Source organism: Streptomyces sp. iso_384 (assembly GCF_056172905.1).
The window spans coordinates 2,677,211-2,703,206 of the sequence record NZ_JBWBTT010000001.1; the positions used below are offsets into that span (position 1 = coordinate 2,677,211).

The 25,996-nt window shown below is 71.5% G+C and carries 22 protein-coding genes and 3 pseudogenes; 16 read left to right on the forward strand and 9 right to left on the reverse strand.

What is annotated here, in order from left to right; translation table 11 throughout:
• Nucleotides 1-5: 5 nt before the first annotated feature.
• Entirely contained in the window at nt 6-812 is an 807-nt protein-coding gene (locus AC0VY3_RS11795) for a GntR family transcriptional regulator (RefSeq protein WP_181011055.1), read from the reverse strand.
• 37 nt (nt 813-849) lie between these two features.
• The gene (gene hmgA / locus AC0VY3_RS11800) at nt 850-2,169 is read right to left on the reverse strand and encodes a homogentisate 1,2-dioxygenase (protein ID WP_103511727.1); all 1,320 of its coding nucleotides are present in this window, start codon (nt 2,167-2,169) and stop codon (nt 850-852) included.
• A 193-nt stretch (nt 2,170-2,362) separates the two neighbouring features.
• On the opposite strand from hmgA, the gene AC0VY3_RS11805 reads away from it, so the two are divergent.
• The 5 genes from AC0VY3_RS11805 (at nt 2,363) to AC0VY3_RS11825 (ending at nt 9,771) form a co-directional block, all read left to right on the forward strand.
• Nucleotides 2,363-2,989: a TetR/AcrR family transcriptional regulator gene (locus AC0VY3_RS11805; protein ID WP_103511771.1), complete on the forward strand. Its 627-nt coding sequence runs from the start codon at nt 2,363-2,365 to the stop codon at nt 2,987-2,989.
• 165 nt (nt 2,990-3,154) lie between these two features.
• Complete coding sequence (locus AC0VY3_RS11810; protein WP_103511728.1) at nt 3,155-5,338, forward strand: molybdopterin oxidoreductase family protein; 2,184 nt, start codon at nt 3,155-3,157, stop codon at nt 5,336-5,338.
• A 139-nt stretch (nt 5,339-5,477) separates the two neighbouring features.
• Complete coding sequence (locus tag AC0VY3_RS11815; protein ID WP_103511729.1) at nt 5,478-6,935, forward strand: CitMHS family transporter; 1,458 nt, start codon at nt 5,478-5,480, stop codon at nt 6,933-6,935.
• Nucleotides 6,935-8,290, forward strand: coding sequence for an MFS transporter (locus AC0VY3_RS11820; RefSeq protein ID WP_242736131.1), 1,356 nt, complete (start codon nt 6,935-6,937; stop codon nt 8,288-8,290). The genes AC0VY3_RS11815 and AC0VY3_RS11820 overlap by 1 nt, the downstream gene beginning before the upstream one ends.
• Nucleotides 8,291-8,406: 116 nt before the next feature.
• On the forward strand, nt 8,407-9,771 hold the full coding sequence (locus AC0VY3_RS11825; protein ID WP_475549571.1) for an ABC transporter ATP-binding protein: 1,365 nt from the start codon (nt 8,407-8,409) through the stop codon (nt 9,769-9,771).
• Between the two features lie 183 nt (nt 9,772-9,954).
• Here the strand turns inward: AC0VY3_RS11825 and AC0VY3_RS11830 are convergent.
• Nucleotides 9,955-10,460: pseudogene (locus tag AC0VY3_RS11830) on the reverse strand (DinB family protein).
• A gap of 255 nt (nt 10,461-10,715) precedes the next feature.
• On the opposite strand from AC0VY3_RS11830, the gene AC0VY3_RS11835 reads away from it, so the two are divergent.
• The 4 genes from AC0VY3_RS11835 (at nt 10,716) to AC0VY3_RS11850 (ending at nt 14,512) form a co-directional block, all read left to right on the forward strand.
• The gene (locus tag AC0VY3_RS11835) at nt 10,716-12,110 is read left to right on the forward strand and encodes an aldehyde dehydrogenase family protein (protein WP_103511733.1); all 1,395 of its coding nucleotides are present in this window, start codon (nt 10,716-10,718) and stop codon (nt 12,108-12,110) included.
• Nucleotides 12,111-12,144: 34 nt separating this feature from the next.
• Nucleotides 12,145-13,224, forward strand: a complete 1,080-nt coding sequence (locus tag AC0VY3_RS11840; RefSeq protein ID WP_103511734.1) for a Zn-dependent alcohol dehydrogenase — start codon at nt 12,145-12,147, stop codon at nt 13,222-13,224.
• Nucleotides 13,225-13,227: 3 nt separating this feature from the next.
• Nucleotides 13,228-13,437: a transposase gene (locus AC0VY3_RS11845; protein WP_308462586.1), complete on the forward strand. Its 210-nt coding sequence runs from the start codon at nt 13,228-13,230 to the stop codon at nt 13,435-13,437.
• A 274-nt stretch (nt 13,438-13,711) separates the two neighbouring features.
• Nucleotides 13,712-14,512, forward strand: coding sequence for an alpha/beta fold hydrolase (locus AC0VY3_RS11850; RefSeq protein WP_103511772.1), 801 nt, complete (start codon nt 13,712-13,714; stop codon nt 14,510-14,512).
• Here the strand turns inward: AC0VY3_RS11850 and AC0VY3_RS11855 are convergent.
• From AC0VY3_RS11855 to AC0VY3_RS11870, 4 genes and pseudogenes are all read right to left on the reverse strand, one after another.
• Nucleotides 14,512-14,616, reverse strand: a pseudogene (locus AC0VY3_RS11855) (IS5/IS1182 family transposase); the annotation flags it as partial. The gene AC0VY3_RS11850 and the pseudogene AC0VY3_RS11855 overlap by 1 nt on opposite strands.
• 38 nt (nt 14,617-14,654) lie before the next feature.
• Nucleotides 14,655-15,671: a polyphosphate kinase 2 gene (ppk2, locus tag AC0VY3_RS11860; RefSeq protein WP_475549572.1), complete on the reverse strand. Its 1,017-nt coding sequence runs from the start codon at nt 15,669-15,671 to the stop codon at nt 14,655-14,657.
• Nucleotides 15,640-16,620: a DMT family transporter gene (locus AC0VY3_RS11865; protein WP_103511736.1), complete on the reverse strand. Its 981-nt coding sequence runs from the start codon at nt 16,618-16,620 to the stop codon at nt 15,640-15,642. Before AC0VY3_RS11865 ends, ppk2 begins: the two co-directional genes overlap by 32 nt.
• Nucleotides 16,621-17,100: 480 nt before the next feature.
• Nucleotides 17,101-17,790, reverse strand: coding sequence for a TetR/AcrR family transcriptional regulator (locus AC0VY3_RS11870; RefSeq protein WP_103511737.1), 690 nt, complete (start codon nt 17,788-17,790; stop codon nt 17,101-17,103).
• Between the two features lie 92 nt (nt 17,791-17,882).
• Here AC0VY3_RS11870 and AC0VY3_RS11875 point away from each other — a divergent pair, with 92 nt between their 5' ends.
• The 3 genes from AC0VY3_RS11875 (at nt 17,883) to AC0VY3_RS11885 (ending at nt 20,162) form a co-directional block, all read left to right on the forward strand.
• Nucleotides 17,883-19,034, forward strand: coding sequence for an acyl-CoA dehydrogenase family protein (locus AC0VY3_RS11875; RefSeq protein ID WP_475549573.1), 1,152 nt, complete (start codon nt 17,883-17,885; stop codon nt 19,032-19,034).
• Between the two features lie 119 nt (nt 19,035-19,153).
• A complete protein-coding gene (locus AC0VY3_RS11880) occupies nt 19,154-19,444 on the forward strand; it encodes a YiaA/YiaB family inner membrane protein (RefSeq protein WP_007448725.1) in 291 nt (96 codons plus the stop codon).
• A gap of 88 nt (nt 19,445-19,532) precedes the next feature.
• Nucleotides 19,533-20,162, forward strand: a complete 630-nt coding sequence (locus AC0VY3_RS11885; protein WP_103511739.1) for a TetR/AcrR family transcriptional regulator — start codon at nt 19,533-19,535, stop codon at nt 20,160-20,162.
• Nucleotides 20,163-20,196: 34 nt separating this feature from the next.
• Here AC0VY3_RS11885 and AC0VY3_RS11890 read toward each other — a convergent pair whose 3' ends face one another.
• Nucleotides 20,197-20,658 (reverse strand): MaoC family dehydratase, encoded by a 462-nt coding sequence (locus AC0VY3_RS11890; protein WP_103511740.1) that lies wholly within the window; start codon nt 20,656-20,658, stop codon nt 20,197-20,199.
• Between the two features lie 112 nt (nt 20,659-20,770).
• Here AC0VY3_RS11890 and soxR point away from each other — a divergent pair, with 112 nt between their 5' ends.
• Complete coding sequence (soxR, locus tag AC0VY3_RS11895; RefSeq protein WP_103511741.1) at nt 20,771-21,238, forward strand: redox-sensitive transcriptional activator SoxR; 468 nt, start codon at nt 20,771-20,773, stop codon at nt 21,236-21,238.
• A gap of 76 nt (nt 21,239-21,314) precedes the next feature.
• Here the strand turns inward: soxR and AC0VY3_RS11900 are convergent, their stop codons facing one another.
• Nucleotides 21,315-21,929: a hypothetical protein gene (locus AC0VY3_RS11900; RefSeq protein WP_103511742.1), complete on the reverse strand. Its 615-nt coding sequence runs from the start codon at nt 21,927-21,929 to the stop codon at nt 21,315-21,317.
• Between the two features lie 234 nt (nt 21,930-22,163).
• Here AC0VY3_RS11900 and AC0VY3_RS11905 point away from each other — a divergent pair, with 234 nt between their 5' ends.
• The 3 genes and pseudogenes from AC0VY3_RS11905 to AC0VY3_RS11915 all read left to right on the forward strand — a co-directional run bounded on the left by AC0VY3_RS11905 (nt 22,164) and on the right by AC0VY3_RS11915 (nt 25,593).
• Nucleotides 22,164-22,649, forward strand: coding sequence for a GNAT family N-acetyltransferase (locus AC0VY3_RS11905; protein WP_475549574.1), 486 nt, complete (start codon nt 22,164-22,166; stop codon nt 22,647-22,649).
• A gap of 327 nt (nt 22,650-22,976) precedes the next feature.
• Nucleotides 22,977-23,423, forward strand: a pseudogene (locus AC0VY3_RS11910) (transposase family protein); the annotation flags it as partial.
• A gap of 367 nt (nt 23,424-23,790) precedes the next feature.
• The gene (locus AC0VY3_RS11915) at nt 23,791-25,593 is read left to right on the forward strand and encodes an ABC transporter ATP-binding protein (RefSeq protein WP_475549575.1); all 1,803 of its coding nucleotides are present in this window, start codon (nt 23,791-23,793) and stop codon (nt 25,591-25,593) included.
• The last annotated feature ends 403 nt before the right edge of the window (nt 25,594-25,996 follow it).

Here is a 25,996-nt window from a genome sequence, read left to right on the forward strand (position 1 = left end):
CGGGGTCAGTGGGCCTCCACCGTCACGGAGAAGGAGAACCGGTCGCCCCGGTAGCGGATCCGGGCCACGTCCACCACCTGCCCCTCCGCGTCGTACGTCACGCCCGTGTAGTGCAGGATCGGGCTGAGCAGCGGGACCTGGAGCAGCTCGGCGGTCACGGGGTCGGCGAGCCGGGCCTCCACCGTGTCGGTGATCCGGGAGATCCGCACCCCGACGACATCGCGCAGGACCTTCGTCATCGGCCAGCGTTCGAGGTCGGCCACGTCGATCCGGGCGGCGATGTCGGGGCGTACCGCGTTCTCCGCCCAGTTGGTGGGCTCGCCGCTCTCCCCGTCGCGACGCAGCCGCCGGTAGCAGGTCACCTCGGAGCAGCCCGGGAAGAACTCGGCGAGATCACCCGGCACCGCCGTCGGGCCGTGGCCGAGAACGGTCGTCGCCTCCCCGGACTGCTGGGCCACGATCGCGTCGACCGAGCCCAGCAGCCGCACCGGGGAGACCCGCCGGGCGCGCGGCTCGATGAACGTGCCGCGCCGCCGGTGCCGGCTGATCAGCCCCTCCGTCTCCAGCTCCTTGAGCGCCTGGCGCATCGTGAGCACGCTGACGCCGTAGTGCGCGGCGAGCTGCTCCTCGGTGGGCAGCCGGGCGGAGGCGTCCTGCGGGCGGCCCAGTATGGAGGCCCGCAGGGACTGGGAGACCTGGTACCAGAGCGGCAGCTTCCGGTTCAGGACGAGCGAGTCGGGGGCGAAGGCGGGCGGCTGGCGCGGCTGCTCCACACCGTTGTCCGCCCCGGCCTGTCCGTGGCTCTCTGTCACGTCGTCCCCGTCCCGTACCCTTCCGGCCTTCCGCCGCCTACGGCCGGAAGTTGCGGCTCAGACCCTGCCACACGTCGTCGTAGCCGCGCTGCAGATGGCCGGCGCCGGCCGCCTGCGCGGTCGCCGTGACCGGCCAGCGGGTCTCGAACATGAAGGCCAGACCGTCGTCGATCTTCTGCGGCTTCAGCTCCGCCGCACTCGCCCGGTCGAAGGTCTCCCGGTCCGGTCCGTGCGCCGACATCATGTTGTGCAGGGAGCCGCCGCCGGGCACGAAGCCGTCCGCCTTCGCGTCGTACGCCCCGTCGATCAGCCCCATGTACTCGCTCATCACGTTGCGGTGGAAGTACGGCGGGCGGAAGGTGTCCTCGCCGACCAGCCAGCGCGGCGCGAAGACGACGAAGTCCACCCCGGCCAGCCCCGGGGTGTCGGACGGCGAGGTCAGCACCGTGAAGATCGACGGGTCGGGGTGGTCGTAGCTGATCGTGCCGATGACATTGAACCGGCGCAGGTCGTAGACGTACGGGGTGTGGTTGCCGTGCCAGGCCACCACATCGAGCGGCGAGTGGTCGTACGTCGCCGACCAGAGGTTCCCGCAGAACTTGTTGACCACCTCCACCGGGCCCTCGTGGTCCTCGTACGCGGCGACCGGGGCGAGGAAGTCCCGGGCGTTCGCCAGGCCGTTGGCGCCGATCGGGCCGAGGTCGGGCAGCGCGAACGGGCGGCCGTAGTTCTCGCAGACGTAACCGCGCGCGGTCTCCTCCAGCAGCTCCACCCGGAAGCGGACGCCGCGCGGGATCAGCGCGACATGGCCCGGTTCGGCGCGCAGCAGGCCCAGCTCGGTGCGCAGCAGCAGTCCGCCACGCTCGGGAACGATCAGCAGCTCGCCGTCCGAGTCGCTGAACACACGGTCCGTCATCGAGGCGTTGGCGCTGTAGAGGTGGATCGCCATCCCGGCGCGCTGGGTGGTGTCGCCGTTGCCGCCGAGCGTCCACAGACCGCTCAGGAAGTCCGTACCGGGCGCGGGGTCGGGCAGCGGGTTCCAGCGCAGCCGGTTCGGGTCCGGCACGGTCTCGGTGAAGGGCGCCGAGCGCAGGCCCCCGTTGTCGGTCCGGGTGAACGCCGGGTGGGCGGCCGAGGGGCGGATCCGGTAGAGCCAGGAGCGGCGGTTGTCCGCGCGCGGCTCGGTGAAGGCGGAGCCGCTCAGCTGCTCCGCGTACAGCCCGAGCGGGGCGCGCTGGGGGGAGTTGCGGCCGTGCGGCAGCGCCCCGGGCACCGCCTCCGAGCTGTGCTCGTTGCCGAAGCCGGAGGAATACGTCAGCCCGTCGGCCGCCTTCCTCGCCTGGTCGATCGCGCTCATCCCGCACTCCCGGTGCCCAAGAAAGCCCTCGGACCCGCCGGACGACGAATCCTATGCACCACCGTAGGAATAGGAGCGGGGCACGTCAACGGCATACGACGCGCCATTCGTGGCGTGTGCGGCGTCCTGCACGGCGGTCGCGGGGACGTCTGCCGGGCGGCTGCCGTTCGCCGGGCGGCAGGGGCACGGCATCATGGGGCCCGTGCCTCAGCCCCATGTCACCCCGAACCTCCGTCGCGCCCCCGTGCAGCAGCGCAGCGCGGACCGCCTGGCCCGGATACTCGACTCCTGCGCCGGTCTCCTCGACGAGACCGGCTACGAGCAGCTCACGACCCGGGCCGTCGCCGAGCGCGCCGAAGTGCCCATCGGCTCCGTCTACCGCTTCTTCTCCAACAAGCGCGCGCTCGTCGACGCCCTCGCGCTGCGCAACCTGGACACCTACGCCGACCGCATCACCGCCCGGCTCGCGGATCTTCCCGCCGCCGACTGGCGCGCCGCCATCGACGCGGTGCTCGACGAGTACCTGGCGATGAAGCGGAGCGTCCCCGGGTTCGCGCTCGTCGACTTCGGGCCGCCGTTTCCCGCCGAGGGCGCGGCGGACGACGCCAACCGGCGGCTGGCGGACCGGCTCGCCGTGCTGCTCGCCGGTCACCTCGGCCGCCGGGCCGACGAGGGGCTGTCCCGGGCGATCCTGGTGAGCGTGGAGGCCGCGGACGCGCTGCTGCAACTCGCCTTCCGCACGGAGCCGACGGGGGACGCGGCCATCGTCGCCGAGACCCGGACCCTGGTCAGGTCCTACCTCGCCCACACGCTCGACTGAGCGACGGCCCTCTGCCCTCCCGTTCTCCTTCGCCCTCCTTCGCTCTCCTCCGCACGACACCTCCCCGCCATGCGTACCGGTCGGTATGCTCGGTCGTGCCGGGGCTTCCACGCTCGCCCGGCCCATGTCCGTGTGCCGTCGCCGCAGCCGCCCCGGGGAGGGCCCATGTCCCACGACTCCCGCACCGCACCGCGTATCTGCCCGCTCTGCGAGGCCACCTGCGGCCTCACCCTCACCATCGAGGGGACCACCGTCACCGGTGCGCGCGGAGACCGCGACGACATCTTCAGCAAAGGCTTCATCTGCCCCAAGGGCGCCTCCTTCGGCGGGCTCGACGCCGACCCCGACCGGCTGCGCGTCCCCCTCGTGCGCGGCGACGACGGGGAGCTGCGCGAGGCGGACTGGGGCGAGGCGTTCGACCTGATCGCCGCACGGATACCGGCCCTGACGGAGGTGTACGGACCCGGGGCCGTCGGCGTGGTCCTCGGCAACCCCAACGTGCACACGATGGCGGGCTCCCTCTACCCGCCCCTGCTGCTCGCCGCCCTGCGCACCCGTAACGTCTTCACCGCCAGCACCCTGGACCAGATGCCCAAGCACGTCTCCAGCGGCCTGCTCTTCGGCGACGCGCACGCCATCCCCGTACCGGACCTCGACCGCACCGGCCATCTCCTCCTGATCGGCGCCAACCCGCTGGAGTCCAACGGCAGCCTCTGCACCGCCCCCGACTTCCCCGGCCGGCTCAAGGCCCTGCGCCGGCGCGGCGGCACCCTCACCGTCATCGACCCGCGCCGCACCCGTACCGCCCGGCTCGCCGACCGGCACGTCGCGATCCGGCCCGGTGCGGACGCCCTGCTGCTGGCCGCCCTCGCGCACACCCTCATCGACGAGAAGCTCGCCGACCCCGGGCCGCTCGCCGGGCATCTGGAAGGGCTCGACGAACTCGCCGCCGCCCTCGCGGACTTCACCCCGGACGCGGTCGCCGCCGCCTGCGACGTGGACGCGGACACCATCACCGCCATCGCCCGCGAACTCGCCGCCGCGCCCACCGCCGCCGTCTACGGGCGCATCGGCAGCTGCACCGTCGAGCACGGCACCCTCGCCAGCTGGCTGGTGGACGTCCTCAACATCCTCACCGGCAACCTCGACCGGCCCGGCGGCGCCCTCTTCCCGCTCTCCGCCACGGCCCGCGCCCCGCGCCCCGCCGCCCCCGGCAAGGGCTTCGCGCTCGGCCGCTGGGCGAGCCGGGTCTCCGGGCACCCCGAGGCCAAGGGCGAACTGCCCATCGCCGCCCTCGCCGAGGAGATCGACACCCCGGGCGAGGACCGTATCCGCGCCCTGGTGGTCATCGCGGCCAACCCCGTGCTCTCCGCACCCGACGGCGACCGGCTCGACACGGCACTCGCCGACGGGCTCGACTTCATGGTCAGCGTCGACCCGTATCTCAACGAGACGTCCCGGCACGCCGATGTCGTCCTGCCCCCGCCGCCGCCCTCGCAGAGCGCCCACTTCGACTTCGCGTTCAACAGCTTCGCCGTCCACAACCAGGTCCGCTACACCCGCGCCGCCGTCCCCTTGGAGGACGGGCGGATGGACGAGAGCGAGATCCACGCCCGGCTGATCCTCGCGGTGAGCGGCATGCACGGCGCGCCGCCCTCCGCCGTCGACGACCTGGCCGTCGACACCGCCCTCGCCCGGGCCGGAGCCCCGAAGGAGCTGGCCGCCGAACTCACCGGCGAGAACGGCCCCGAGCGGCGACTGGACCTGATGCTGCGCCTCGGCCCGTACGGGCTGACCCTGGAGCGGCTCCTCGCCCACCCGCACGGCATCGACCTCGGCCCGCTGAAACCCCGCGTCCCCGAGGTCCTGCGCACCCGCTCCGGCCGCATCGAACTGCTCCCGGAGCCGATCGCCGCCGATCTGCCGCGCCTGCGCCGGGCGCTGGGCGACCGGCCCGCCCCGCTCGTCCTCGTCGGCCGCCGCCATCTGCGCTCCAACAACAGCTGGATGCACAACGTCGGTTCGCTCACCGGCGGGTCCAACGTCTGCACCCTCCAGATCCACCCCGACGACGCGGACCGCCTCGGGCTGGCCGACGGGGACACCGCCCGCATCGAGTCGTCGGGCGGCGGCATCGAGGCGCCCGCCGAGATCACCGACACCGTGCGCAGCGGGGTGGTGAGCCTCCCGCACGGCTGGGGCCACAGCCGCCCCGGCACCCGGATGTCGGTCGCCGCCGCCGACCCCGGGGCGAACGTGAACCAACTGCTCGACGGCACGCTCCTGGATCCGCTCTCCGGTACAGCGGTTCTGAACGCCATCCCGGTCTCCGTCACCCCAGCTCACTAGCGCCACCGCGTTGACCTGGGGTTTTGCTCGTATTGCTCACACGTCAACATCTTGTTAACGCTGCGAGAGGGCCCCTAACGTCATCCGGACCGACCGCCGAGACCGGTGGGAGTTCAAGGATGAACGTTAGGTATCCCCCATGCTGACAATCCTCGGCTTCGCCATGATCGCGACCTTCCTGGTCCTGATCATGACGAAGAAGATGTCGCCGATCGCGGCGCTGGTACTGATCCCCGCACTGTTCTGTGTCGCCGTCGGACAGGGAGCGCAGCTCGGCGACTACGTCATCGAAGGCGTCGGCAACCTCGCGCCCACCGCCGCCATGCTGATGTTCGCCATCGTCTACTTCGGCGTGATGATCGACGTCGGCCTCTTCGACCCGATCGTGCGGGGCATCCTGCGGTTCTGCAAGGCCGACCCGATGCGCATCGTCGTCGGTACGGCGGCGCTCGCCGCGATCGTCTCGCTGGACGGCGACGGCTCCACCACCTTCATGATCACCGTCTCGGCGATGTATCCCCTCTACAAGCGCCTGAAAATGAGCCTGGTCGTGATGACCGGTGTCGCGGCCACCGCCAACGGCGTCATGAACACCCTGCCCTGGGGCGGCCCCACCGCCCGCGCCGCCACCGCCCTCAAGCTGGACGCCTCCGAGATCTTCGTGCCGATGATCCCGGCGCTGGCCATGGGGCTGCTCGCCGTGTTCGTGCTGGCGTACGTCCTCGGCCGCCGGGAGCGCAAGCGTCTGGGCATGCTCACCCTCGACGAGGCGCTGGCCCGGGAGCCGGAGACCGTGACCGCCGGCGTCGGCGGCGTCGGAGCCACCGGTGGCGAGGACCGCCTCCGCAAGGGCACTGCGGCCTCGGCAGGCGGTACGGGCACGGGTACGGACACCGGTACGGGCGCCGGCGTCGATGCCCCGGATGGCGACGGCGATGGCGACGGGGACGACGCGTTCCAGGGCCTCGACCCGAACCGGTCCACGCTCCGCCCGAAGCTCTACTGGTTCAACGCAGGTCTCACCGCCGCCCTCCTGACGGCGATGATCATGGAACTGATGCCGATCCCGGTGCTCTTCCTGCTCGGCGCGGCCCTCGCGCTCACCGTCAACTTCCCCCACATGCCCGACCAGCGGGCCCGGATCGCCGCCCACGCCGACAACGTCCTCAACGTCTCCGGCATGGTCTTCGCCGCCGCCGTCTTCACCGGAGTCCTCACCGGCACCGGCATGGTCGAGCACATGGCCGACTGGGTGGTCGGCGCGGTCCCCGAGGCGATGGGCCCGCACATGGCCGTCGTCACCGGCGTGCTCAGCCTGCCGCTCACCTACTTCATGTCCAACGACGGCTTCTACTTCGGCGTCCTCCCCGTCCTCGCCGAAGCGGGCGCCGCCCACGGCGTCTCGCCGCTGGAGATCGCCCGCGCCTCGCTGGCCGGTCAGGCCCTGCACATGTCCTCGCCGCTCGTGCCCGCCGTGTACGTCCTCGTCGGCATGGCGAAGGTCGAGTTCGGCGACCACACCCGCTTCACCGTCAAGTGGGCCGTCCTCACCTCGCTCGTGGTGCTCGCGGCGGGCATCCTCTTCGGCATCATGTGATGACTCCGCGACCACGGACCGGGCCCGGCCGGGGCTGGCTGCTGCGCCTCGTCATCGCCTTCGCCTTCGCGCAGGGGGCGGTGTCGATGGCGCGGCCCGCCGTCTCCTACCGGGCCCTCGCGCTCGGCGAGTGGGGCCTCCCCTGGTCGAACGGAGCTGAGATCCTTGGGGAAGAGGCGGCCGTCGGCGTCATCGCCGGGGTCTACGCCCTGCTTCCGCTGTTCGTCGCCGTGCCGCTCGGCCGCCGCACCGACCACGGCCGGTGCGCGCCCCTGCTGCCGCTCGGCGTGCTCCTGATCTCCGGCGGCTGCGCGCTCAGCGGCATCGTCTCCTCGCTGCCCGCGATGGCCGCCTGGAGCGGGGTGATGGGCCTCGGCCACCTGTGCTTCGTGATCGGCGCGCAGTCGATCGTGGCCCGGCAGTCCGCGCCCGACGAACAGGACCGCAACTTCGGGCACTTCACCATCGGCGCCTCGCTCGGCCAGCTCATCGGGCCGGTCGCGGCCGGTGCGCTGATCTCCGCCGACAGCGGTGCGCTGGGCCGTACGAGCGCCCTCGCGCTCCTCGTGTCGGCGGGGGTCTGCGCGGTCGCCCTCACCTCGCTCTGGCGCATCGAGCACCGCCGGGCCACCGGCTCCGGGCCGGCCTCCGGCCACAAGGTCCCGGTCCGGGCGATCCTGGGCGCGCGCGGCGTCCCGGCGGGCATCTTCATCAGCATGGCGGTGCTGTCCGCCACCGACATCCTCACCGCCTATCTGCCGGTCGTCGGCGAACACCGCTCCATCGCACCGGCCACCGTCGGGCTGCTGCTCAGCCTGCGGGCCGCCGCCACGATCGCCTGCCGGCTGGTGATGACACCGCTGCTGCGGCTGCTGGGCCGCCGGGCCCTGCTGACCACCAGCTGCCTGCTCGCCGGGCTCCTCTGCGCGGGCGTCGCCCTGCCCGTGTCCGTCCCGGTCCTCGCGGTCATGCTGGCGGTCCTCGGCTTCTGCCTCGGCGTCGGCCAGCCGCTGTCCATGACCACCGTGGTCCGGGCGGCCCCCGCCCAGGCCCGGTCCACCGCGCTCGCGCTGCGGCTGACCGGCAACCGGCTCGGCCAGGTCGCCGCCCCCGCCGCGGCGGGCCTGATCGCGGGCGCGGTGGGGGTTGCGGCCCCGTTCGCGCTGCTCGGCGTGCTGTTGCTCGGCGCGGCCGGACTCGGACTGCGCGGCGAGGCCCGTACGGAGCCGGCCCCGGTCCAGGCGGACACGGCGCCCACCCCCGTACCGTCGGATCCGGCCCTCGTACCACCGGACCCGGCGGCGCAGGCCCCCGTACCGCCGGCCGTCCGGAACGCAACCGAATCCTCCGGGTGACCGACCCCGTACGCCCCAACCTTCGCGCGAGTCATTCCCACACCCCGCCCGGTGGGCTAGCTTCCACACAGCCGCTCCCCACCGCGATGCCACCACTTCCCTCCGGGCGGACCCTCATGACGCGCGCGATCTCCCTGCACCAAGTCAGCAAGAGCTACGGCCGGGACCGGCGGGCCGTCGACCGGTTCACGCTCTCCATCGATCCGGGCGAGTTCGTCGTCCTGCTCGGCCCCTCCGGCTGCGGCAAGTCCACCGTGCTGCGCATGATCGCGGGCCTGGAGGAGATCACCGAGGGCGAACTGCTCCTCGACGGGGAGTACGCCAACCACACCCCGCCGCGCGAACGCGGCATGGCGATGGTGTTCCAGAACTTCGCGCTCTACCCGAGCATGACCAACCGGGCCAACATCGGCTTCCCGCTGAAGCTGGAGAACCCCCGCGAGGACACCACCGCGCGCGTCGAGGCCACCGCCCGGATGCTCGGGATCGAGCACGTCCTCGACCGCTACCCGGCCCAGCTCTCCGGCGGCGAACGCCAGCGGGTCGCGATGGGCCGGGCCATCTCCCGCCGCCCCTCCGTGTTCCTGATGGACGAACCGCTCTCCAACCTCGACGCGAAGCTGCGCAGCCATCTGCGCGCCGAGATCGCCCTGCTGACCAAGGAACTGGGCGTCACCACCGTCTATGTGACGCACGATCAGGCCGAGGCGATGTCACTCGGCGACCGGGTGGCCGTGCTGCGCGGCGGAGTCCTCCAGCAGGTCGGTACGCCCCGCGACGTCTACGCCCTGCCGGACAACGTGTTCGTGGCCGCCTTCATCGGCACCCCGCGCATCAATCTCCTCCAGGCCGTGGTGCACGCCCCGTTGGAGGGCCGGATGTCGATCGACCTCGGCCGTCAGCGGCTCGCCCTGCCCGAACCCCTCAGTCCCGACCACCAGTTGCTCCGGATCCAGCAGGGCCGGCGGATCATCGTGGGGCTGCGCTCGGAGGCGGTCCGGATCGCCCCGCCCAGTCAGGCCCGGCCCGGCGAGGTCGCCCTCAGCGGCATCGTCGAGCACGTCGAGTACCAGGGGCACGAGGCGTTGGTCCACCTCAGGACCGGTTCGCGTCCCGCCGTCGTGCCGGACCTCGAATCCGCCCGGCCCCGGGCGATGCCGCGCCGCCGCCGGGCCTCGGCGGGCGGCGGAGGCGGGGTCGGCGTCCTGGAACGGCTCAGAGGGCGGGCGGCCGGCCGCATCAGCGGCCCGGTCGTCACCCTCGACGAACCGGCCGGGGACCCCACCGGGATTCAGGGCCCCGACCACCCCTCCGCCCCCTCCGGCGACCTGGTCGTGCGCACCGGACCCGATATGCGGCTGCGTACCGGGGGACAGGTGCCGCTGCTGGTGGACCTGGCCCATCTGTACGTCTTCGACCACTACGGCCGCCGCATCTGCCCACTGCCCCACGACGTTCCCGGGCTGGACGACAGGCCCTAGCTAGTAGGGCCTTTCGTTTGGATCATGCCGGGCTCGCGGGGGCCGGCACGCACATCTGCGGCGTTGTCGTCAGTCGCCGATGCTCCGCAGTGACTCCCTCCTCCGCCCTGCAGCTGCACGCACCGGCCCCCGCTCCCTGATCCGGCCTGATCCAAACGAAAGGCCCCAGGTGCCCTGCCCTGTTCAGCGCCCGGTCGAGCCGTCGATCAGCTCGCGGAGGACATCCGCGTGACCGGCATGGCGGCCGGTCTCCTCGATCATGTGCGTGAGGGCCCAACGGGCGCTGGGAGCAGGGCTGTTCGGTCGCGCGCGGGGCACCGGTGAGCCGAGGTCGGTGCAGGTGTCGAGTACGTCGTTCGCCTCCGCGACCGCCTTCCGGTAGCGGGCGACGACCTCGGCCACACCGTTCTCGGGAGCGGCACGGAAGGTCGCCGGCCAGTCGGCGACCGACTCCCCGAGGAAGGTGGACCGCTCGACGAGGTCAGATGGTGGAGCAGGCCGAGCAGATTCGTGCCCGAGGACACTCCGGCGGTGCGGACCTCCGGATCCGGGGCGCCCTCGACCTTCGCGGCGACCGAGGTGCGTACGTAGTCGAGGAAACCGCGCAGCACCTCGATCTCGCTCCCGCCGGTCCGTGGCGGCGGGGTGTCCCGGCGGCTGGGGCGGCTGGGGCGGGGCGCGGCGGTCATGGTGCCTCCTCGGTGGTCGGGCGGTCCGGGTGCGCGGACTCGTCCCAGTCTCGTCCCGGCGGCCGCCGTCCGGGCAAGGCCTCATGCCGTTCCGGCAAGACGGCCCGCGCCCGGGGCGTGCGCGCCCGGCGTGACCGGTGTCTCGGAAGGCTCCCTGGCGCCGGAAAACTAACGGCGCTAGTTTGGGCGGGTGCGTCGTGTGCCCGCGCCGCACGGCTTCGGAGCTCCGCACAGCACGTCCGGGAGGAAACAGCCATGCAGGCCCATGACCAGATGTACATCGACGGTGCGTGGCGGCCCGCCGTCGGACAGGACACGATCGCGGTCGTGAACCCGGCCGACGAGCAGGTCATCGCCCATGTGCCGGCGGGAACCGCCGAGGACGTCGACGCGGCGGTACGGGCCGCGCGCGCCGCCTTCCCCGCCTGGGCCGCGACCCCGCCCGCCGAGCGCGCCGCCCGGCTCACCGCACTCGCGGACGCGCTGGCCGCCCGCAAGGACGAGCTGGCCGCGACGATCACGGCCGAGTTGGGCTCACCGCTGCCGCTGTCGCAGATGGTCCACGCGGGCGTGCCCGTTCTGGTGGCCGCCTCGTACGCCGAACTGGCCGCCCGCCACACCTTCGAGGAGCGCATCGGCAACTCCACCGTGCTGCTGGAGCCGGTCGGCGTGGTCGGCGCGATCACCCCCTGGAACTACCCGCTCCACCAGATCGTCGCCAAGGTCGCCCCCGCGCTCGCCGCGGGCTGCACCGTCGTCCTCAAGCCCGCCGAGGACACCCCGCTGACCGCCCAGCTCTTCGCGGAGGCCACCGAGGCGGCCGGTCTGCCGCCCGGGGTCTTCAACCTGGTCACCGGCCTCGGACCGGTCGCCGGACAGGCGCTCGCCGCCCATGAGGGCGTCGACCTGGTCTCCTTCACCGGCTCCACCGCCGTCGGCAGGCGGATCGGCGCCACCGCCGGTGCCGCGATCAAGCGTGTCGCCCTCGAACTGGGCGGCAAGTCCGCCAATGTGATCCTGCCCGGCGCGGATCTCGCCAAGGCGGTCAACGTCGGCATCGCCAATGTGATGACCAACTCCGGCCAGACGTGCAGCGCCTGGACCCGGATGCTGGTGGACGCCGAGCGGTACGACGAGGCCGTGGAGCTCGCGGCGAACGCCGTCACCAAGTACGTCCCCGGCGAACGGGTCGGCCCGCTCGTCAACGCCAAGCAGCAGGACCGGGTGCGCGGTTACATCGCCAAGGGCGTCGAGGAGGGCGCCCGGCTGATCGCGGGCGGCCCGGACGCGCCGCTGGAGACCGGCTACTACGTCAGCCCGACCGTCTTCGCCGACGTCACCCCGGACATGACGATCGCCCAGGAGGAGATCTTCGGCCCGGTGGTCTCGATCCTGCGGTACGAGGACGTGGACGACGCGCTCCGGATCGCCAACGACACCGTGTACGGGCTCGCCGGGGCCGTGTGGGCCGCCGACGACGAGGAGGCGGTGGCCTTCGCCCGCCGGATGGACACCGGGCAGGTCGACATCAACGGCGGACGGTTCAATCCGCTGGCCCCGTTCGGCGGTTACAAGCAGTCGGGGGTGGGGCGCGAGCTGGGGCCGCACGGTCTGGCGGAGTACCTCCAGACGAAGTCGCTCCAGTTCTGAACCCCGTAGCCCTTTTCCCGTAAGGAGTCTGTTCGTGGTCCGCGCCGCCGTACTGCCCGCCGTCGGAGCTCCGCTGGAGATCACCGACATCGTCCTGCCGGAGCCCGGCCCCGGCCAGGTGCGCATCGCGCTCGCCGCCGCAGGGGTCTGCCACTCCGATCTCTCCCTGTCCAACGGCACCATGCGCGTCCCGGTGCCCGCCGTCCTCGGCCACGAGGGAGCGGGTACGGTCCTGGCGGTCGGTGAGGGCGTCACCCATGTCGCGCCCGGCGACGGCGTGGTCCTCAACTGGGCGCCCTCCTGCGGCTCCTGCTTCCACTGCGGCATCGGCGAGGTCTGGCTCTGCGCCGACGCCCTGAAGGGCACCGCCAACCTCCACGCCCGCACCGCGGACGGCACCGACCTCCACCCCGGCCTCAACGTCGCGGCCTTTGCGGAGGAGACCGTCGTCGCCGCCAACTGCGTGCTGCCCGCGCCCGACGGCATCCCGCTCACCGACGCCGCCCTCCTCGGCTGCGCGGTCCTGACCGGCTACGGCGCGATCCACCACAGCGCCCGGGTCCGCGAGGGCGAGAGCGTCGTCGTCTTCGGTATCGGCGGTGTCGGCCTCGCCGTGCTCCAGGCCGCCCGGATCGCCGGAGCGTCCCGGATCATCGCGGTCGACGTCTCCCCGGCCAAGGAGGAGCTGGCCCGGCGGGCCGGGGCGACCGACTACGTCATCGCCTCCGCCACCACCCCGCGCGAGATCCGCAAGCTGACCGGCGGCCAGGGCACGGACGTCGCGGTCGAGTGCGTCGGCCGCCCCGCGACGATCCGGGCCGCCTGGGAGTCCACCCGGCGCGGCGGGCGCACCACGGTGGTCGGCATCGGCGGAAAGGACCAGGAAGTCACCTTCAACGCCCTGGAGATCTTCCACTGGGGCCGGTCGCTCACGGGCTGCGTCTACGGCAACAGCGACCCGGCCCGCGATCTGCCCGCCCTCGCCGACCACATCCGCGCGGGCCGCTTCGACCTGTCGATGATGGTCACCGAACGCATCGCCCTGGACGGCATCCCCGCCGCCTTCGACAACATGATCGCGGGCAAGGGCGGCCGCGCGCTCGTCGTCTTCTAAAGCGTGTTGCAGAAGGTCTGGGTTGGGGTATTCCTCTTGCACGGGTGGGGTGTTGCGGGCCGGCAGTGGGCTCGGCCGGAGCCGTTACCGCCGGTGGGGAAGAAGCCGGGGAGGCCCCGGATGTGGACGCGTCGGCAGCTGATCGACGGGATACGCCGGCGGACCCGGGCGGGCACGCCGTGGCGGGACATACCTGAGCGGTACGGCCAGTAGGACCGGATCTGGGACCTGTTCCGCCGGTGGCAGCGCGAACCGCCCGGCGGAATCGACAGCGAGCCGGACGACCACGGGCTCGGGCGCTCCCGCGGCGGTCTGACCTCGAAGATCCACTTGCCACCAGATACGACAAGCCGGCCGTGCGCTACGAGGCGACAGTGCTGGTCGCGGCCATCAACGAGTTGCTGTGACCAGCACTTCCACGACAGGCCCTGCGGCATCAGCGCCAGGCGGGCGAACGCGTGTTCCGGAGTGGGGGCATCATGGGGCGATGAACGAGAATCGAACCCCGACAGCGGTGCTGCTGCACGGCTGGCCGGTCACGGCCGACCACTGGCGGTACCTCATTCCGGCACTCGATGCCGCCGGTATCACCGCAGTCCCGGTCACGCTTCCCGGGCTGGGCACCGCTCCCGACTCCGACGTGACCGACTTCCGCAAGACGGCACTTGCCGACGGTGTCCGGGCACGGCTGGCACAGGAGGGCGTCACGCGCTTCGCCGTCATCGGTCACGACTGGGGTGCGACGGTCGGATACCTCATCGCGGCCCAAGCGCCTGAATCGGTCAGTGGAATCGTGGTCGAGGAAGAGATCCTTCCCGGTGTCGATGTCGAGATTCCCGAGGCCGGCCGGGACCACTACCCATCCTGGCACGGCCCGTTCAACCGTACGCCCGGCCTCGCGGAGAAGCTCGTGCCCGGCCGAGAAGCGGCTTACTACGGCACGTTTCTGGAACAGAGCGCCGGACCAAGCGGCCTCGACCCAGACACCCTTCCGGCCTACATCAAGGCGTACAGCTCTCCAGGTGTACTGAACGCCGGGCTGGCCTACTACCGCACCGGATCAGAAGATGTCGATGACATTCAGGCCCTTGCCGCCCAGCCGATTTCCACGCCTGTCCTGGCGGTCGGAGGCCGACACGCGATGGGGACCGCAGTCGCGGATGGAATGGCCACCCTTGCCACCGATGTCACCTCACTCGTCTTCGAGCGATCCGGCCACTACCCGGCGGAGCAGGAGCCGGACGGCGTGAACCTCGCGATCGTGCGGTTCCTTCAACGGCACTCCTGACCCTCGATACCGTTCCCACCCCTCTCCCGTACTACCTTCACCAACTTCTCGAACCGGCCCAGCAGCAAGCCGGTGAACGACTCAACCCGCAACACTCCACCCATCAAGAGGAACGCCCAACTCAGGCGTTCTGCAACAACCTTTAGTAGTCCGTGGTCCGGGACGTCGAGGTGACCGGGCCCAGCAGCCGGGCGCCCATCTCGCCCTCCTCGAACAGCCGGGAGGCCGGGCCCACGATCAACGGGTCCGGCACCCCGACCACCTCCGGGTCCTTGCCCGAGTAGTCGAAGCGGTCCAGCACATGCCGCATCGCCTCCAGCCGGGCCCGCTTCTTGTCGTTGCTCTTCGCCACCGTCCACGGCGCGTCCGCCGTGTCGGTGTGGAAGAGCATCAGCTCCTTGGCCTCCGTGTACTCGTCCCATTTGTCCAGCGAGGCCAGGTCGACCGGGCTCAGCTTCCACCGTCGTACGGGGTCGATCTGCCGGATCATGAACCGGTTGCGCTGCTCGTTGCGGGAGACGGAGAACCAGAACTTCACCAGGTGGATGCCGTCCCGGGCGAGCATCCGCTCGAACCCCGGAGTCTGGTGCATGAACTCCAGGTACTCGCGGGTCGTGCAGAACCCCATCACCCGTTCCACGCCCGCCCGGTTGTACCAGGAGCGGTCGAACAGCACGATCTCCCCGGCGCTCGGCAGATGCGCCGTGTAGCGCTGGAAGTACCACTGGGTGCGCTCGCGCTCGGTCGGCTTCTCCAGCGCCACCACGCGTGCGCCACGCGGATTGAGGTGCTCGGTGAACCGCTTGATCGTGCCGCCCTTGCCCGCCGCGTCACGGCCCTCGAAGAGGATCACCAGCCGCTCGTCGCGCTCCTTCACCCAGTGCTGGAGCTTCAGCAGCTCGATCTGGAGCGCCCGCTTGGCCTTGTCGTAGTCGCGGCGGCGCAGCTTGCGGTCGTACGGGTAGTCCTCGCGCCAGGCGTCGCGGGCGTGGCCCTTCGGCGTCAGGAGGACCGGATCGTCGTCCCCGCTGTCGACCACACCGAACCCGTCCAGATACGGCCCGCCGTAACGGGCCGCCTGCTCGCTCGCCTCGGGGGCGTCCCGGCCGGCCTTGCCGCCGGTTCCGTTACGTCCGTTCCGCTTGGCGCTCCTCGTCATGGCGGGGTCCCTCCACCGGTCGGTCCGGATTTCCGCGTGTGGGCCCAGTCTGCTGACGGCTCCGGGAGACCGCCACCCCGACCAGGCAGAGCAGCCCGCCGAGGACCCCGAGCAGGGTCGGCACCTCGTCCAGCAGCAGCCAGGCCATGAGCACCACCAGCGCCGGAACGGCGTACGTGGTGGCGCCCATCCGGCCCGCGGTGGTCCGGGCCAGTGCGTAGCCCCAGGTGGTGAAGGCCAGCGCGGTCGGGAAGACGCCAAGATAGATCATGTTCATCGTGGCGGACATGGGGGCGTCGGCCGCCTCGGAGACCAGCACCCCGGTGAACGGCAGGCAGGCGACGGCGCCGATCATGCAGCCGAAGGTGTTGATCTGCAGCGAGGAACCGTACGCGAGCGCCGGCTTCTGGCTGACCACGCCCAGCGCGTAGACCACCGCGGCCAGCAGGCACAGCGCTACGCCCAGCACGGAGGAGCTGCCGTGCCCGGACATCGCGAGGCCGACGACGACCGCGCCCGAGAAGGAGATGCCCATGCCCAGCAGCAGGCGGCGCGGCAGTCCCTCGCCGAGCATGCGGGCGCCCATCAGGGCCATCAGGATCGGCCCGATGTTCACCAGCATCGCCGCCGTCCCGGCGTCGACCTCCTGCTCGCCCCAGTTGAGCGCCACCATGTAGAGCCCGAACCAGAGCACGCCGGAGGTGACGATTCCGCGCCAGGCGCCGCGCCCGGGCAGCCCCTCCCGCCGTACGAGGAGGATCGCCCCGAGCACGAGCGTGCCCGCCAGGAGCCGGCCCAGGGCGAGCGCTCCGGGGGAGTAGGACTCGCCGGCGCTGCGGATGGAGACGAAGGCGGAGGCCCACAGCACGACGGTGGTGCAGGCTGCGGCGGTGGCCCGCCAGGGGTGGGCCGGTGGGGAGTCCAGAAGCGGTGTCGGGGTCGTCGTCATGGCCACGACCGTAAAGCCGAAACGCTTCGCCCCCCACCGAATTGTCAACCCCCGTCAATCGACACCCACCCGCCGCCTCCGAGCGGCCCCGCCCCTTTCAGCCCGCCTCCCGTCCGCCCCGCCGCTCAGGGACGGACCCCTGCCCACTCAAGCCCGCTTCCCACGCGCCGCTCACGGACGGACCCCTGCCCGCCTGAGCCCGTCCGCCCCGCCGCTCAGGACGCAGCCCTGCCCACTCAAGCCCGTCCGGCGATTGAGGACTGAACCCTGGTGGTGGTACGGGGCGACCCCTCCGTGGCCCGGAAGTAAAGGTGCCGCCCATCCCGAGCACCGGTTCCGTCCTCGAACGCCGGACGGGCTGGGTGGGCGTCGGCCCGTCCTCGAACGCCGGACGGGCTGGGTGGGCGCCGGCCCGCCCTCGAACGCCGGACGGGCTGGGTTGGCGCTGTCGCGGGAAACGGTCCATGCGTCCAGGGTGCGTCAGGGACGGTTCGGCACCGGCCGGCCCGTCGCCGCGCCGTCGCCCACCGGCCGCGCGTACTGCTCGTACTGGAGCGCCAGCCCGTCCAACAGCGCCCGCAGCCCGGTCTCGAAGGCCCCTTCGTCGACCTGGCTGCGGTGGTCGGCCAGCAGATGGGCCTGGCCGAGGTGCGGGTAGTCGGCGGGGTCGTAGGCCGTCTCGTCGTCGACGAAACCCCCGGCGAACGACCCCAGCGCGGAACCGGTGATGAAGTACCGCATCAGCGCCCCGATCCGGGTCGCCTGGGCGGGCGGCCAGCCCGCTCCGGTCATCGCCCCGAACACCGCGTCGGCGACCCGCAGCCCCGCCGGCCGGCGGCCCGGCCCCCGGGCCAGCACCGGGACGATATGCGGGTGCGCGGCCAGCGCGGCCCGGTAGGACAGCGCCCAGTCGTGCAGGGCCTCGCGCCAGTCGCGCGGGTCCGACTCCTCGAACATCGACAGATCGACCTGTACGGAGACCGCGTCGGCGACGGCGTCGAGGATCTCCTCCTTGTTGCGGAAGTGGTTGTAGAGCGAGGGCCCGCTGACCCCGAGCACGGCCGCCAGACGGCGCGTGGAGACGGCGTCGAGCCCTTCGGAGTCCACGAGCGCGCTCGCCGCCTCGACGATGCGGTCTCTGCTGAGGAGGGGCTTGCGCGGTCGGGCCATGCGGCTCATAGTAGGCCCTGCGAACCAGAAACTAGCAGTGCTAATTAAAGCGCGCCCGAGCGGCGCTCAGGAGAGGCAGTGGGTGGCGCACGATGGACCTGACGCTGAGCGAGGAGCAGGAAGCCGTCCGGAAGCTGGCCGAGGATTTCGTCGCCCGCGAGGTCGTCCCCCATGTCGTCGCATGGGACCGGGCCGAGAATGTCGACAGGTCGATCGTCGGCAAGCTCGGCGCCCTCGGCTTCCTCGGTCTCACCGTCCCCGAGGAGTACGGCGGCTCCGGCGGCGACCACCTGTCCTACTGCCTGGTCACCGAGGAGCTGGGGCGCGGCGACTCCTCCGTGCGCGGCATCGTCTCCGTATCGCTCGGCCTGGTGGCCAAGACCATCGCGTCCTGGGGCGACGAGGAGCAGAAGCGCTCCTGGCTGCCCCGGCTCACCTCCGGCGAGGCGGTCGGCTGCTTCGGCCTCACCGAGCCCGGCACCGGCTCGGACGCCGGGAACCTCGCCACCAGGGCCGTACGGGACGGCGGCGACTACGTCGTCAACGGCACCAAGATGTTCATCACCAACGGCACCTGGGCCGATGTCGTCCTGCTCTTCGCGCGCACGAACGACACCCCCGGCCACCGGGGCGTCTCCGCCTTCCTCGTCCCCACCGACACTCCGGGACTCACCCGCCGCACCATCCACGGCAAGCTCGGCCTGCGCGGCCAGGCCACCGCCGAGCTGGTCCTCCAGGACGTCCGGATACCGGTGTCCGCCCTTCTCGGGCCCGAGGGCAAGGGCTTCTCCATCGCCATGTCCGCCCTCGCCAAGGGGCGGATGTCGGTCGCGGCGGGCTGCGTCGGCATCGCCCAGGCCGCCCTGGACGCGGCCGTGCGCTACGCCGGCGAGCGCGAGCAGTTCGGAAAGCCCATCGCCCGCCACCAGCTCGTCCAGGAACTGCTCAGCGACATCGCCGTGGACGTGGACGCCGCCCGGCTGCTCACCTGGCGGGTCGCCGATCTGATCGACCGGGGCCAGGAGTTCGCCACCGCCGCCTCCACGGCCAAGCTGTACGCCTCCGAGGCCGCTGTCCGCTGCGCCAACAACGCCCTCCAGGTCTTCGGCGGCTACGGCTACATCGACGAGTACCCGGTCGGCAAGCTGCTGCGTGACGCCCGGGTGATGACGCTCTACGAGGGCACCAGCCAGATCCAGAAGCTGATCATCGGCCGCGCGCTGACGGGCGTCTCCGCGTTCTGACCCGGCCCCGGGCCCGTACCCGCCCGGCGCTCGGCCTCGTACAGGCGTCCGACGTCTGAGTACGGGCCTGAGTACGGGCACGGATGTGGTGTGCGCCACGTCGGGCGGATGCTGGCCCCATGAGTGACACGACATCGGTCAAGCAGCAGAGCACCGCGGCCTTCTACATGCAGGCCGTCGCCTCCTTCATGGTGGCGATCGCCGCGGTCGCCTTCGGTATCTTCTTCCTCGACGCCGACGCCTGGGTGCGCGGCTTCCTCGCCATCGGCGTGCTCTACCTCGTCACGTCCTGCTTCACGCTCGCCAAGGTGATCCGGGACCGCCAGGAGGCCGGGCAGATCCACAGCCGGGTCGACCAGGCCCGGCTGGAGAAGATCCTCGCCGAGCACGATCCCTTCCAGAAGCTCTGACCCCGCGGGATCGGCAGGACATCCCCTAAGCGCTTGCTCAGGTTCGGGGTATGGTGTGCGTCCTGCTGACGGAGAGGGGTCTTGGGCGATGAGTGCGGTGGAGGAGACGAGCGGCGAGGACACGCCGTGGGGCGAGGTCACTCCCGAGGCGGCCAGGCGGCTGCTCGTCGCCGCGGTGGACGCCTTCGCCGAGCGCGGGTACCACGCGACCACCACCCGTGACATCGCCGGCCGGGCCGGGATGAGCCCGGCCGCGCTCTACATCCACTACAAGACCAAGGAAGAGCTGCTCCACCGGATCAGCAAGATCGGCCACGAACGGGCGCTGTACGTCCTCGAAGCCGAGGCCGACCGGGACGGCGCGGCCGCCGAACGGCTCGCCGGGGCCGTCCGCTCCTTCGTCCGCTGGCACGCGGAGCGGCACACCACCGCCCGGGTCGTGCAGTACGAGCTCGACGCGCTGGGCGAGGAGCACCGCACCGAGATCGTCGCCCTGCGGCGCAGGAGCGACGCGGTGGTGCGCCGGATCATCAGCGAGGGGGTGCGGGACGGCGAGTTCGACGTCCCCGACATCCCCGGCACCACGCTCGCGGTGCTGTCCCTCTGCATCGACGTGGCCCGCTGGTTCAACGCCCAGGGCAGCCGCACGCCCGACGAGGTCGGCGAGCTGTACGCCGACCTCGTCCTGCGGATGGTCAAGGCCCGGCAGGTCCAGTAGTGGCCCGGCGGGGCGCGGAGGCCGTCGGGCGGTTTCAGAAGTAGTAGCGGGACACCGACTCGGCGACACAGGCCGGCTTCTCGCCGCCCTCGCGCTCGACCGTGACGACCGCCGTCACCTGCACGCCGCCGCCCACCTCCGCGACCTCGCGGAGCACCGCCGTGGCCCGCAGTCGCGAGCCGACCGGGACGGTCGAGGGGAAACGGACCTTGTTGGTCCCGTAGTTGATGCCCATCCTCATGCCCTCGACCCGCATCACCTGCGGTACCAGCGCGGGCAGCAGTGAGAGCGTCAGATAGCCGTGCGCGATGGTCGTGCCGAAGGGTCCGTCCTTCGCCCGCTCCGGGTCCACATGGATCCACTGGTGGTCGCCGGTCGCCTCGGCGAATTGGTCGATCCTCTTCTGCTCGACCTCCAGCCAGTCGCTGTGTCCCAGCTGCTCGCCCACTCCGTCCCGCAGCTCCTGCGCGGACGTGAAGATCCTCGGCTCTGCCATGTTCCCGGTCCCTGCCTTCCGGCTCGACGTGCTGCCCGCGCGATGTCTAAGCGCTTGCTCAGCATTGTCCGGCGGCGCGTTCCTGTCAACGACATGGCAGTAGGTTTGAGGGGTGCCACAGATCCCACAGACACTCCACGAACTCTCGGTCGGCCAGCTCTCGGCGCGCAGCGGCGCAGCCGTCTCGGCCCTGCACTTCTACGAGTCCAAGGGCCTGATCACCTCCACCCGCACCAGCGGCAATCAGCGCCGCTACACGAGGGACGCGCTGCGCCGGGTCGCCTTCGTCCGGGCGGCACAGCGCGTCGGCATCCCGCTGGCCACGATCCGGGACGCACTCGCCGAACTGCCCGAGGAGCGCACGCCCAACCACGAGGACTGGGCCCGCCTCTCCGAGGTGTGGCGCAAGGAACTGGACGAGCGCATCGAGCAGTTGCACCGCTTGCGCGACCATCTGACCGACTGCATCGGATGCGGCTGTCTGTCGCTGGAGACCTGTGTGCTGTCCAACCCCGACGACATCAGCGGTGAGCGGATCACCGGTTCCCGCCTGATGCCCGAGCGCAAGCAGTCCTCCTGAGCGCCGTCGTGCGACCGGACTCCTGGCCTCCCGGTCCTGTCCACCGGGGCCGGGCGGCCACGCGGGGCGCCGGGCCTCACGCCGCCTGTACGGCCGGCCTCCGGTGCCGTGGCAGCCGGGCCTTGGCCAGGGTGCGGTCGGTCAGCGCGGGCCGCGGCACCACGATCCCGCAGCCCGTGCACACCGGACCTGCCCACGGCTCGTCGCCCCGCTCCTGCCGCCACTCGATGCCGGTGCCCGCGCAGACCGGGCAGGCGGAGCCGGGTCCGGCGCCGAGAGCCGCGATCAGCCGGCGCAGGACCTCGGCGAGCGGCTCGGTCGGATGGACGCCCGGGTCGGTGCAGCGGGCCACCCCGTGACCGCCCCAGGTACGGCGGTGCCAGTCGTCGAACGCACCCGGCCGCCGCAGACCCGCGTGCTTCTCGCGCCGCCGCCGCTCGGCGAACCCCGCCTCGTACGCGAGCCACACGGCCCGCGCCTCCTCCAACTCGTCCAGCGCGCGCATCAGACGCATCGGATCGGGCGCCCGGTCCTCGGGATCGATCCCGTGCCGGGCGCACAGATGGTCCCAGGTCGCCCGGTGCCCGTACGGGGCGAACCTCTCCAAACACTTGCGCAGTGAATACCGCCGCAGGGCCAGATCACCCAGCGGATCGCGTACCTGTCTCGCAAGACTCCGGAAACCGGCCATGACACCGCCACCTCCGCCGCTCGTCCTTGGACGTCAAGGAATGGACGTACGCCTGCCCGTTTCGGCTCCATCGAAAGATGAAATCCGTCCATTGGCCGAGACGTCCCATGTGGGACGGGGTGCCACGGGCGGAAGCGGAGCGGCGCACGGGCGGGTGGTGCGCGGGCGTACGGGCATTGCGCGGGTGGCGAAATCCCGTGGCGGCGGCACCGTCCCGTGCGGTTGGTTTCCCCCATGACACCAGCTCGCCCGCGCCTGGAGAAGATCACCGCCGACGATGTGCTCGACGCCTGTCGGCTGGAAGTAGCACCTGACCAGCGCAGGTTCGTCTCCCCGGTCGCGCAGTCCCTGGCCGAGGCCTATGTGCATCCCGACCTCGCCTGGCCCCGGCTGATCTGTGCCGGTGACCGCGCCGTCGGCTTCGTGATGGCGCACTTCGACCTGCCGTTCGACTTCGACGCCGGGGTGCCGGACGCCCCGCCCCGCTCCGGGCTCTGGCGGCTCGCCGTCGCGGCCGGTGAGCAGGGCCGGGGCTACGGGCGGTTCGCCGTCGGGGCGGTCAACGAGGAGATCCGCCGGCGCGGCGGGACGGTCTCGACCGTGACCTGGAAGCCCGGGGAGGGCGGTCCCGAGGAGTTCTACCTCGGGCTCGGCTACCGCAAGCGGGGCCTCACCGACGACGGCGAGTACCTCGGCGACATGGACCTCACGGCAGCCTGATCCCAGGGCCTAAGTGTCCCGTAAATGATCTCCAGTGGGTGGGCTCGGTCCAGCTGCAGCCCATCGGGGCCCCGCAAGTTGTTGCGTGGCCCGGTAGGGCCGCACGTGGCTGATCGGGGCTCGCCAGTTGTGGCTCGCGGGGAGTGGCCGTCCGGCCCTCTGGGGCGCCCTGGCAGCTGATCGAGAGGTGCTGCTTCAGGCTCCGGTTGCGCGGGGAAGTCGGGGTGGCTGGTGCAGGGCGAGGCATGGTCCAGCGATTCGGCATGCGGCCAGGGGTCGTGGGCGTGACTGTCCGAGATACGCCGGACCAGGTGAAGTGATCTTTCTGTGGCTGGTGTGATCACGGCGTCAGAGCCGTCCTGGACAGCCCTCTTCTCCGGGCTGAGCCCGCGCACCTTCGGGAAGCTGGTGACGGTTCTGCGGCGCCAGGGTGCGGACGCGGTCCGCAAGGGCCGGCCGTGGAGCCTTCCCTGGAGGACCGGGCCCTGCTCGTCGCGGCCTGGTGGCGCACAAACCTGACTATGCGCCATCTCGCCCCGCTGTTCGGGGTGTCCAGGTAGACGGCGGACCGGATCATCGATCACCTCGGGCCGATGCCTGCCCTCCAGCCCCCGTAAACAGTTCGCCAGGGACGCCGTGCGCATCGTGGACGGCACCCTGGCCCCCACCCGGGACCACACCATCGCCGGGCGGTCGAAGAACTACAGGTACTCCACCAACCACCAGATCGTCATCGACGCCGACACCTGCCTGGTCGTCGTGGTCGGCCGGCCGTCCGGCGCGCGCGGGTTGGTTTCCACAAGAGCCCGACGGCGCCGTGCAGAAGTCTGTGCCGGCACGTCGAGATCTCCGACACGCCTGCTGCGAGAAGACGGCCCGCGATCCAGCACGGGACCTCGTGGCATCCCAACATGGTGGGCCGACAGGCGGTCTTCTCCAGCCACTCGGCGGGGGTCCACCCGACGATCGCCGGATGTCCGAAGAAGCGTCCGGTCTTCCAGGCTGGTGGCATGACACGCCGTGCACACGAGCAGGAGCTCGCCGCCTCACATCGGTCATCGGCCGGTGCGGCGGACCGTCGAGACGCCGGGCTACGGTGCGCGCCCTGCCACAGCGGCAGACCACGTAGGAAAGGAATCCTGTGAACACCGCATCCGCCCCCGAGGCGACGGGTGCCGACTCCCCACGTGCCCGCGAGACGCTCAAGGCGCTGCACGGGTACGTCCGCCCACACCGGTGGGCCGTCGCACTCGGCCTGCTGCTGGCGCTGGTAGGAGCGGCCGGAGGGCTGCTCCAGCCTTTGGCCACGAAGGAACTGGTCGACCGGCTCTCGTCCGGGGGCACGATCGCCACCATCCTGCTGGCCATGACGGTGCTGGTGCTGTTGAGCACGGTGGCCGAGGCATTCGGTGCCTATGTCCTGGAGCGGACGGCGGAGTCCGTGGTCCTGGCTGCTCGCCGCAGTCTCATCGGCCGGCTGCTGCGGCTGCGGCTCGCGGAGGTGGACCGGATACAGCCGGGCGATCTGATGTCGCGGGTGTCGTCCGACACTACGCTGCTGCGGGCGGTCAGTACCCAGGCGGTGGTCAACGCCGCGACAGGGGCGGTCACGCTGGTCGCGGCGGTCGTGGTGATGGCTTTCCTCGATGCCGTACTGCTCGGCGTGACGCTCGGTGTGGTCGTGGCCGTCGGTGCCGGCGTAGCCCTGGTGGTGCCGAAGATCGGTCAGGCCACCGAGCGTTCGCAGGCCGCGGTCGGGGAGATGTCCACGGGACTGGAGCGGGTCTTTGGAGCTTTCCGTACCGTGAAGGCGTCCGGCGCCGAGGAGCGGGAGACGGCCCGTGTCGAGGCGGCGGCCCAGCGGGCGTGGCGCCATGGGGTGCGTAGCGCGAAGTGGGAGGCCGTGGTGGGTACGGCGGACAACCTCGCCGTCCAGCTGGCGTTCCTCGCGGTGCTCGCCGTCGGCGGAGCGCGGGTGGCGTCCGGAGAGATCCCCGTGTCCACGCTCATCGCTTTCCTGCTGTACGTCTTCTACCTGATGGAACCGGTGTACAGGCTGATGGAGGCCGTCTCCAGTTACCAGGAGGGCGCAGCCGCGATCTCCCGGATCACGGAGCTGGATGTTCTGCCGGTAGAGCCGTCGGTCGCGCGTGGGCCGGTGCGGCCCGAGGACTGGGCCGTCGTGCAGTATCCGGCGTCGGTCCGCTTCGAGGATGTGTCCTTCCGTTACGCGCCCGGCTTGCCGTACATCCACGAGGAGGTGGACTTCGAGGTTCCGGGTACCGGGATGACGGCCTTCGTCGGTCCCTCGGGAGCGGGCAAGTCGACGCTCTTCACGCTCATCGAGCGGTTCTACGAGGCGACCGGCGGCCGGGTCCTGGTCGACGGCAAGGACGTGCGCGAGTGGGCTCTGCCCGAGTTGCGGTCCGTCATCGGGTACGTCGAGCAGGACGCGCCGGTCCTTGCCGGAACGCTGCGGGAGAACCTGGTCTTCGCCGCGCCCGGTGCGACGGACGACGACATCCGCACCGTCCTCGCCCGGACCAGGCTCGACACCCTCGTCGAGCTTCTCCCGCAGGGCCTGGACACCCTGGTCGGGCACCGCGGCTCGAAGCTGTCCGGCGGCGAGCGCCAGCGCGTCGCGATCGCCCGCGCCCTGCTGCGCAAGCCCCGGCTGCTGCTCCTGGACGAGGCGACCTCGCAGCTCGACGCCGTCAACGAGCTGGCGCTGCGGGACGTCATCGCCGAGACGGCACGCGAGACCACCGTGCTGGTGGTGGCCCACCGCCTGTCGACGGTGACGGACGCCGATCGCATCGTCGTCATGGACGCCGGCACGGTCCGCGCGATCGGTACCCATGTGGAGCTGGTGGCCAAGGACGAGCTGTACGCACAGCTTGCCGCGACCCAGCTCCTGACCCCGGCGGGCCGCTCCGCCGGGTGAGACGGGCCGGACCGGAGAGCGACGACACCGTCGTCCCCATGGGCTGCCCCCGCTGTGCGGCGGGGCAGCCCAACTGTGTGGCGGGGTGGTGCTGGAGATCCACCGGGTACCGGCGCAAGGCACGATTCCTGAGGCTGCGGGCACCACCTCCGGGAGTCGCGCGCGGAGTTCGCCAACCGCTCCCTCAGCCGCCGAAGAGCCTTCACGCATGCCCCTCACGGCTTCAATCGACCGGCCCGGTCCACCTTCCCGCCGAAAACCCCACACGGCACCGGTCATGGCGGATGTGGCCCGCGCAGCCGACGCCTGGGTCACGACGGCCATCGTCAACCGGAGACCTGCACGATCTTCGCCGACCTGCTCCGAGCCATCGAGCGCCATGGCTGAGACGCGCGCCCTGTCT

What these genes read in the sequence shown, in the direction of transcription:
- hmgA (WP_103511727.1), bottom strand. Translation starts at nt 2,169, where the DNA reads ATGAGCGCGATCGACCAGGCGAGGAAGGCGGCCGACGGGCTGACGTAT.
- AC0VY3_RS11805 (WP_103511771.1), top strand. Translation starts at nt 2,363, where the DNA reads ATGGGGCCCGTGCCTCAGCCCCATGTCACCCCGAACCTCCGTCGCGCC.
- AC0VY3_RS11810 (WP_103511728.1), top strand. Translation starts at nt 3,155, where the DNA reads ATGTCCCACGACTCCCGCACCGCACCGCGTATCTGCCCGCTCTGCGAG.
- AC0VY3_RS11815 (WP_103511729.1), top strand. Translation starts at nt 5,478, where the DNA reads ATGCTGACAATCCTCGGCTTCGCCATGATCGCGACCTTCCTGGTCCTG.
- AC0VY3_RS11820 (WP_242736131.1), top strand. Translation starts at nt 6,935, where the DNA reads ATGACTCCGCGACCACGGACCGGGCCCGGCCGGGGCTGGCTGCTGCGC.
- AC0VY3_RS11825 (WP_475549571.1), top strand. Translation starts at nt 8,407, where the DNA reads ATGACGCGCGCGATCTCCCTGCACCAAGTCAGCAAGAGCTACGGCCGG.
- AC0VY3_RS11835 (WP_103511733.1), top strand. Translation starts at nt 10,716, where the DNA reads ATGCAGGCCCATGACCAGATGTACATCGACGGTGCGTGGCGGCCCGCC.
- AC0VY3_RS11850 (WP_103511772.1), top strand. Translation starts at nt 13,712, where the DNA reads ATGAACGAGAATCGAACCCCGACAGCGGTGCTGCTGCACGGCTGGCCG.
- ppk2 (WP_475549572.1), bottom strand. Translation starts at nt 15,671, where the DNA reads ATGACGAGGAGCGCCAAGCGGAACGGACGTAACGGAACCGGCGGCAAG.
- AC0VY3_RS11865 (WP_103511736.1), bottom strand. Translation starts at nt 16,620, where the DNA reads ATGACGACGACCCCGACACCGCTTCTGGACTCCCCACCGGCCCACCCC.
- AC0VY3_RS11870 (WP_103511737.1), bottom strand. Translation starts at nt 17,790, where the DNA reads ATGGCCCGACCGCGCAAGCCCCTCCTCAGCAGAGACCGCATCGTCGAG.
- AC0VY3_RS11875 (WP_475549573.1), top strand. Translation starts at nt 17,883, where the DNA reads ATGGACCTGACGCTGAGCGAGGAGCAGGAAGCCGTCCGGAAGCTGGCC.
- AC0VY3_RS11880 (WP_007448725.1), top strand. Translation starts at nt 19,154, where the DNA reads ATGAGTGACACGACATCGGTCAAGCAGCAGAGCACCGCGGCCTTCTAC.
- AC0VY3_RS11885 (WP_103511739.1), top strand. Translation starts at nt 19,533, where the DNA reads ATGAGTGCGGTGGAGGAGACGAGCGGCGAGGACACGCCGTGGGGCGAG.
- AC0VY3_RS11890 (WP_103511740.1), bottom strand. Translation starts at nt 20,658, where the DNA reads ATGGCAGAGCCGAGGATCTTCACGTCCGCGCAGGAGCTGCGGGACGGA.
- AC0VY3_RS11900 (WP_103511742.1), bottom strand. Translation starts at nt 21,929, where the DNA reads ATGGCCGGTTTCCGGAGTCTTGCGAGACAGGTACGCGATCCGCTGGGT.
- AC0VY3_RS11905 (WP_475549574.1), top strand. Translation starts at nt 22,164, where the DNA reads ATGACACCAGCTCGCCCGCGCCTGGAGAAGATCACCGCCGACGATGTG.